Source organism: Pseudomonas cichorii (assembly GCF_019719005.1).
Lineage (GTDB): Bacteria > Pseudomonadota > Gammaproteobacteria > Pseudomonadales > Pseudomonadaceae > Aquipseudomonas > Aquipseudomonas cichorii_E.
Map to the genome: position 1 here is coordinate 22,806 of NZ_JAIGPJ010000048.1, position 8,190 is coordinate 30,995.

General features: G+C 53.7%; 5 protein-coding genes. 4 read left to right on the forward strand and 1 reads right to left on the reverse strand.

What is annotated here, in order from left to right; all coding sequences use genetic code 11:
* Positions 1-377 precede the first annotated feature (377 nt).
* From dnaA to gyrB, 4 genes are read left to right on the forward strand one after another with little or no spacing between them, the layout of a single operon-like run.
* Positions 378-1,907 (forward strand): chromosomal replication initiator protein DnaA, encoded by a 1,530-nt coding sequence (gene dnaA, locus K5D32_RS23905; protein ID WP_025257772.1) that lies wholly within the window; start codon positions 378-380, stop codon positions 1,905-1,907.
* A gap of 38 nt (positions 1,908-1,945) precedes the next feature.
* Positions 1,946-3,049, forward strand: a complete 1,104-nt coding sequence (dnaN, locus tag K5D32_RS23910; RefSeq protein WP_025257773.1) for a DNA polymerase III subunit beta — start codon at positions 1,946-1,948, stop codon at positions 3,047-3,049.
* A 22-nt stretch (positions 3,050-3,071) separates the two neighbouring features.
* The gene (gene recF / locus K5D32_RS23915) at positions 3,072-4,175 is read left to right on the forward strand and encodes a DNA replication/repair protein RecF (protein ID WP_200997912.1); all 1,104 of its coding nucleotides are present in this window, start codon (positions 3,072-3,074) and stop codon (positions 4,173-4,175) included.
* A 4-nt stretch (positions 4,176-4,179) separates the two neighbouring features.
* The gene (gene gyrB, locus K5D32_RS23920; protein ID WP_221592914.1) at positions 4,180-6,597 is read left to right on the forward strand and encodes a DNA topoisomerase (ATP-hydrolyzing) subunit B; all 2,418 of its coding nucleotides are present in this window, start codon (positions 4,180-4,182) and stop codon (positions 6,595-6,597) included.
* A 542-nt stretch (positions 6,598-7,139) separates the two neighbouring features.
* Here the strand turns inward: gyrB and K5D32_RS23925 are convergent.
* The gene (locus K5D32_RS23925; RefSeq protein ID WP_221602045.1) at positions 7,140-8,090 is read right to left on the reverse strand and encodes a hypothetical protein; all 951 of its coding nucleotides are present in this window, start codon (positions 8,088-8,090) and stop codon (positions 7,140-7,142) included.
* Positions 8,091-8,190 lie beyond the last annotated feature (100 nt).

Sequence of the window (8,190 nt, forward strand, 5' to 3'; positions counted from 1 at the left end):
TTTCTGTAGAGCTTATAAAGACTAGGGGCGACGCTATCTGTGGATAACTATGCCAAGGCCTTTAAAATCAATGTGTACAGAAGATCAAAAGACTGTCGAGAAACGGTGCCCTGCCTGTGCGGTGACCTCGGAAAAGCTGTGCATGGAATGCCTTGTTATCCACAGGCTGGTTATCCACAGAGTTTCACCGTGACTTATGCAATGAGCTGAGGCCGGTTTATCCACAGGTCTTATCCCGCTACCGTCTGTCGCCTTTTCAATGAATAAAAGCCGGGTTTCTCCTTGTTTGTGAGCAACCTACATGTGGATAAGTCGGCGTCTGATCGTTACAATGGCGGATGTTTTTGCCTCACCGGCTTTCGACTTAGGGGATATCCGTGTCAGTGGAACTTTGGCAGCAGTGCGTGGAGCTTTTGCGCGATGAGCTGCCTGCCCAGCAATTCAACACCTGGATCCGTCCGCTACAGGTCGAAGCCGAAGGCGACGAGTTGCGTGTATATGCACCGAATCGTTTCGTTCTCGATTGGGTAAACGAAAAGTATCTGAGCCGTCTGCTTGAGCTTCTGGGCGAGCACGGCCAGGGAATGGCGCCTGCCCTTTCCTTATTAATAGGCAGCAAGCGCAGCTCGGCTCCGCGTGCGGCACCCAATGCCCCATTGGCTGCCGCCGCTTCGCAAGCGTTGTCAGCCAATAACGTCAGCAGCGTTTCAACACCTGTTGCCGCTCCGGTGGTGGCTGCTCCTGCGCCGGCTCCTGCAGTTCAGAACGCCGAGACTCATGACGAGCCTTCGCGTGACAGTTTCGATCCGATGGCGGGCGCCAGTTCGCAACAGGCTCCGGCGCGGGCCGAGCAGCGTACTGTCCAGGTTGAAGGTGCGCTAAAGCACACCAGTTACCTGAACCGTACGTTCACCTTTGAAAACTTCGTCGAAGGTAAATCCAACCAGTTGGCCCGTGCTGCGGCCTGGCAGGTTGCGGATAACCCCAAGCATGGCTACAACCCGCTCTTCCTTTATGGTGGCGTTGGCCTGGGTAAGACTCACTTGATGCATGCCGTGGGCAACCACCTGCTCAAGAAGAACCCGAATGCGAAGGTTGTCTACCTGCACTCGGAGCGTTTCGTGGCCGACATGGTCAAGGCGCTGCAACTGAACGCGATCAACGAATTCAAGCGTTTCTATCGCTCGGTCGATGCCTTGCTGATCGATGACATTCAGTTCTTCGCCCGTAAGGAGCGTTCCCAGGAAGAGTTTTTCCACACCTTCAACGCACTGCTCGAAGGCGGACAGCAGGTCATTCTCACCAGTGACCGCTACCCCAAAGAGATCGAAGGCCTGGAAGAGCGTCTGAAATCCAGGTTTGGCTGGGGGCTTACTGTGGCCGTCGAGCCGCCGGAGCTGGAAACCCGCGTTGCGATCCTGATGAAGAAAGCCGATCAGGCCAAGGTCGAATTACCTCATGACGCTGCATTCTTCATTGCGCAGCGCATTCGCTCCAACGTCCGTGAACTCGAAGGCGCACTCAAGCGTGTCATCGCTCACTCGCACTTCATGGGCCGGGATATCACGATCGAACTGATTCGTGAGTCTCTGAAAGATTTGTTGGCGTTGCAGGACAAACTCGTGAGTGTGGATAACATTCAGCGTACTGTCGCCGAGTATTACAAGATCAAAATCTCCGACCTGTTGTCCAAGCGTCGCTCCCGTTCTGTTGCCCGTCCACGTCAGGTGGCGATGGCGCTTTCCAAAGAGCTGACGAACCACAGTCTTCCGGAAATTGGCGATGTATTCGGCGGTCGTGACCATACGACTGTTTTGCATGCATGCCGCAAGATCAACGAACTCAAGGAATCCGACGCGGATATCCGCGAGGACTACAAGAACCTGCTGCGGACTCTGACTACATGATGACGCCAGTGCAGCTTATCAAGGCAAGGGACTAGACCATGCATTTCACCATTCAACGCGAAGCCCTGTTGAAACCTCTGCAATTGGTCGCCGGCGTTGTTGAACGCCGTCAGACCCTGCCGGTGCTATCCAATGTGCTGATGGTCGTCGAAGGCCAGCAACTTTCCCTGACGGGTACCGACCTGGAAGTGGAACTGGTGGGTCGTGTCCAACTCGAAGAGCCGGCCGAACCCGGGGAAATCACTGTTCCGGCGCGCAAGCTGATGGATATCTGCAAAAGCCTGCCGAATGATGTGCTGATCGACATCAAGGTTGATGACTCCAAAGTGGTGGTCAAGGCCGGTCGTAGCCGCTTCACCTTGTCCACATTGCCTGCCAACGACTTCCCTACTGTAGAGGAAGGGCCTGGCTCGCTGACGTTCGATCTGGTGCAGAGCAAGCTTCGCCGCCTGATCGAACGCACCAGTTTTGCGATGGCCCAACAGGATGTCCGTTACTACCTCAACGGCATGCTGCTTGAAGTCAGCGCTGGCATCTTGCGTGCTGTCGCCACCGACGGTCACCGTCTTGCCATGTGCTCCATGTCTGCACAGATCGAACAAGCCGACCGCCACCAAGTGATCGTGCCTCGTAAAGGTATTCTGGAAATGGCGCGTCTGCTCACCGAGCAGGACGGTATTGTCAGCATCGTATTGGGTCAGCACCACATTCGTGCCACGACCGGCGAGTTCACCTTTACCTCCAAACTGGTAGACGGCAAATTCCCGGACTACGAGCGCGTCCTGCCAAAAGGTGGTGACAAGCTGGTATTGGGTGATCGCCAGGCATTGCGTGAAGCGTTCAGCCGTACTGCAATTCTGTCGAACGAAAAATACCGTGGCATCCGTCTGCAACTGGCCAACGGTCAATTGAAGATTCAGGCCAACAACCCTGAGCAGGAAGAAGCGGAAGAAGAGATCAGCGTAGAGTACAGCGGTGATTCCCTGGAAATCGGTTTCAACGTGAGCTACCTGCTTGACGTGCTGGGCGTGATGACTACAGAACAAGTGCGCTTGATTCTGTCCGACTCCAACAGCAGCGCCCTGGTACAAGAATCGGATAACGATGATTCCGCCTACGTTGTCATGCCGATGCGTCTGTAACCTCATGTTCAGCGCTATCTAGATGTCTCTTAGCCGCATCTCGGTCACTGGGGTGCGCAATCTGCACCCGGTGACCTTCTCCCCCTCCCCGCGTATCAACATTCTTTACGGTGCCAACGGAAGTGGCAAAACCAGCGTGCTGGAAGCCATTCACTTGCTGGGCATTGCACGTTCGTTTCGCAGCAGTCGCCTTCTTCCAGTCATTCAATATGAACAGCCAGCCTGCACGGTCTTTGGTCAGGTTCAACTGGCTGAGAATGGCCAAAGCAATCTGGGCATTTCCCGGGACAGACAAGGCGAGTTTCAGATTCGCATTGATGGGCAAAATGCACGCAGTGCTGCTCAACTGGCCGAGATACTTCCACTGCAACTGATCAACCCCGACAGTTTTCGCTTGCTGGAAGGCGCACCGAAAATACGCCGACAGTTTCTGGACTGGGGAGTGTTCCACGTGGAACCTCGTTTCATGTCCACTTGGCAGCGGCTCCAGAAGGCCCTGAGGCAGCGGAACTCATGGCTTCGTCATGGTACACTTGACGCCGCTTCGCAAGCGGCATGGGATCGGGAACTGTGCCTGGCCAGTGATGAAATCGATGAGTTTCGTCGCACTTATATCAAGGCCCTGAAACCCGTCTTTGAACAAACTTTGAGCGAACTTGTTGAGCTTGAAGGTTTGACCCTGAGCTACTACCGAGGCTGGGATAAGGAAAAAGAGCTGAGCACTGTGCTCGCTTCATCCTTGCATCGTGATCAGCAGATGGGCCATACACAGGCCGGACCACAACGAGCTGATTTGCGTCTTAGATTAGGCGCACACAATGCTGCGGATATATTGTCCCGCGGTCAGCAGAAGTTAGTGGTCTGTGCATTGCGCATCGCTCAAGGGCATCTGGTTAGCCAGGCTCGCCGCGGCCAATGTATTTACCTGGTGGACGACTTGCCTTCCGAACTGGACGACAACCACCGCCGCGCACTTTGTCGCTTGCTGGAAGAATTACGCTGCCAGGTATTTATCACCTGTGTAGATCAAGAATTTTTGAGGGAAGGCTGGCAGACGGAAACGCCAGTTGCTTTGTTCCACGTGGAACAAGGCCGTATCACCCAGACCCACGACCATCGGGAGTGATTGCATGAGCGAAAATCAAACGTACGACTCGTCCAGCATTAAAGTGCTGAAAGGACTTGATGCCGTACGCAAGCGTCCCGGAATGTACATCGGTGATACAGACGATGGCAGCGGTCTGCACCACATGGTATTCGAGGTGGTTGATAACTCGATTGACGAAGCTTTGGCTGGCCATTGCGACGACATCAGCATCACCATCCACCTGGACGAATCCATTACCGTACGCGACAACGGCCGCGGTATTCCGGTAGACGTCCACAAAGAAGAAGGCGTTTCGGCTGCAGAGGTCATCATGACCGTGCTCCACGCCGGCGGTAAGTTCGATGACAACTCCTACAAGGTTTCCGGCGGTCTGCACGGTGTAGGTGTTTCTGTGGTTAACGCCCTCTCGGAAGTCCTGCAACTGACTGTACGTCGCAGCGGCAAGATCTGGGAGCAAACCTACGTTCACGGTGTTCCACAGGAACCCATGAAAATCGTTGGTGAGAGCGATAGCACCGGTACTCAGATCCACTTCAAACCCTCCGCTGAAACCTTCAAGAATATCCACTTCAGCTGGGATATCCTGGCCAAGCGGATTCGTGAACTGTCATTCCTGAACTCCGGCGTTGGTATCTTCCTGAAGGACGAACGCAGCGGTAAGGAAGAGCTGTTCAAGTACGAAGGTGGTCTGCGCGCTTTTGTTGAGTACCTCAACACCAACAAGACTGCGGTCAACCAGGTCTTCCACTTCAACGTCCAGCGTGACGATGGTGTGGGTGTCGAGATCGCCTTGCAGTGGAACGACAGCTTCAACGAGAACCTGTTGTGCTTCACCAACAACATTCCGCAGCGTGACGGCGGTACGCACCTTGTTGGTTTCCGTTCTGCGCTGACCCGTAACCTGAACAACTACATCGAACAGGAAGGTCTGGCCAAGAAGCACAAAGTTGCCACGACCGGTGACGATGCGCGTGAAGGTCTGACCGCGATCATTTCGGTCAAGGTGCCGGATCCGAAGTTCAGTTCCCAGACCAAGGACAAGCTGGTTTCGTCTGAAGTCAAAACCGCAGTCGAACAAGAGATGGGTAAATACTTCTCTGATTTCCTGCTGGAGAACCCGAACGAAGCCAAGGCTGTCGTGGGCAAGATGCTCGACGCTGCACGTGCCCGTGAAGCTGCGCGCAAGGCTCGTGAGATGACTCGCCGTAAAGGAGCGCTGGATATTGCTGGTCTGCCGGGCAAGCTTGCCGACTGCCAGGAAAAAGACCCTGCCCTCTCCGAACTGTACCTCGTGGAAGGGGACTCTGCTGGCGGTTCAGCCAAGCAGGGACGTAACCGTAAAACCCAGGCGATCCTGCCTCTGAAGGGTAAGATCCTCAACGTCGAGAAAGCACGTTTCGACAAGATGATCTCCTCCCAGGAAGTAGGCACCTTGATCACTGCCTTGGGCTGTGGCATTGGCCGCGAAGAGTACAACATCGACAAACTGCGTTATCACAACATCATCATCATGACCGATGCTGACGTCGACGGTTCGCACATCCGTACCCTGCTGCTGACCTTCTTCTTTCGTCAGTTGCCGGAGCTGGTCGAGCGTGGCTACATCTATATCGCTCAGCCGCCGCTGTACAAGGTCAAGAAAGGCAAGCAAGAGCAGTACATCAAAGACGACGACGCCATGGAAGAATACATGACCCAGTCGGCTCTGGAAGACGCCAGCCTGCACCTGAACGACTCGGCTCCTGGTATCTCCGGCGAATCTCTGGAGCGCCTGGTCAACGACTTCCGCATGGTCATGAAGACCCTCAAGCGCCTGTCGCGTTTGTATCCTCAGGAACTGACCGAGCACTTCGTTTACCTGCCACCTGTCACGCTCGATCAGCTCTCCGATCATGCCGCCATGCAAGACTGGCTGGCCAAGTTCGATGAGCGTCTGCGTGCCGGCGAGAAGTCGGGTCTGGTCTACAAGGCCAGCCTGCGCGAAGACCGTGAACGTAACGTATGGCTGCCAGAGGTCGAGCTGATCTCCCACGGCCTGTCCAACTACGTCACCTTCAACCGCGACTTCTTCGGCAGCAACGACTACAAGACCGTCACTGCTCTGGGCGCTCAAATCAGCTCCCTGCTGGAAGAAGGCGCCTACGTGCAACGTGGCGAGCGCAAGAAGCCAGTCACCGAGTTCAAGGACGCCCTTGCCTGGCTGATGGCCGAAAGCACCAAGCGCCACACCATCCAGCGCTATAAAGGTCTGGGCGAAATGAACCCGGATCAGCTCTGGGAAACCACCATGGACCCAAGCGTGCGCCGCATGCTGAAGGTCACGATCGAAGACGCAATCGCAGCCGACCAGATCTTCAACACCCTCATGGGTGACGCGGTCGAGCCACGTCGCGACTTCATCGAGAGCAATGCGCTGGCGGTTTCCAACCTGGATTTCTAAGGTTGTTGTAGCTGCAAGTGGACGTGTTTTTATCGTCCTGTAAAAACCCAGCCGAGTGCTGGGTTTTTTTATGACTTACTTTTGATTGTGCGCTTGCTCAATCGAGCAGAACTGGCAGTGCAATCTTTATGTTATGGCCTAAAACTGTGCCAATGCCGCCATCATCGCAATTAGCGAGATGGCGACAAGCGACAGGCCAGGTATAAAGCGGCCACCATGAATGAAATTGCTTTAGCGGATTTTATGGAAAACGGGGCTGTGGTGAGCTACTGACCAGTAGCAAGCTGATACTGGCGAGTTAAGAAAAAATAGGAATAATCGGCTTTTCTTAAAATTTTCTGAGCACAGTAAAGAAAAATGTGCAATCGAAGCAAATGTAAGGATTTTCGCCATGAACTCAGTTGGATATGCCTGGCCGTGTGGGAGCGAATTCATTCGCGAAGACATCAGCGCATCCAGCATTCATGTCTGCTGGTACATCCCACGAAAATGCATCGTTTGAAATACCACCTCGCGAATGTACCGAGCAGGCCAGGCGCACTTCACTGTGCTACAGACGTGGGTGCTCGTTTGAAGGCAACGTTCACAAGGCGCTTTTTATCTTCGCTACTCGCATTTGTGTGGTCATAGATTGAAAGTGAAACAGTTATGCCGCCTATCAGCACTGCGAGGCCAAGACCGAAGGGACGTAGCCATCCTCCCTTGTCCACTCCAGTTTCTTTGCCGTTCCTGATTTCAAAAGCACCGGCAGCGGCTACCATCAATGCTATTGCCAGGAACCAAAGAATCATTCCCCAGCCATAACCGTAAGGTGCAAATATCTGTATGGGGAACGTGAGTGTATTGAGCGATAGCAGTAGTGCCATAACCGCAAGCACTACCGCGCTACGCGAAGCTTGGAGGTATAGAAAACTTATCAGGAAGAGAGGATTTGCAAACCAGGCGAATTGGTAGATTCCTATCCCTAGCCAACCTATAGACAGAGGAATCCAGCCTGATGTGATTTCATTTTTGCTATCAACACCCACCGGCAAGAATAGCGATATTATCCACAGCATCAGCGCCACGATTGAAAGCACTTCACTCGAAAGAATACGCTCTGTCAGAGATTGGTGGAGTATTGTAGATAAGTCTTGCGGGCTTTCATCGCCTACAGGAGCCTTCAACGGGATTTGTTCAGGGAGCATCTTTTCAACGAGATCCCTGATTCTTGATTTCAGTATGAAGGGAATGCTGAGCCCGACATAAAAGCCCATAGTCGAAAGAATACTGTTTCCCATCAGGCTGTGCCTGACATACCCCATGTACAAAGCGACAAATGCGCCTCCTGCAAGAATCCAGAAGGCATAGGTGGAAAACTCCTTGGCGACAGGCGAGTCGTGCAATGCAATCCACTGCTTCACCTGCGTCAGTACGAACACTAAGAAGTATCCGAGTATGAATCCCCACAGCAGACCCAAAGCTGCCACCCCGAATACTCCCGAACCTTCCATTTGCTGTCCTTATCGCTATAGAACTTCCATGTCTAGTCCTGAAATAGGTTTACACCTATTTCACCCTAACGCTCGATGCACCGCATCGGGCGTTTTGTAT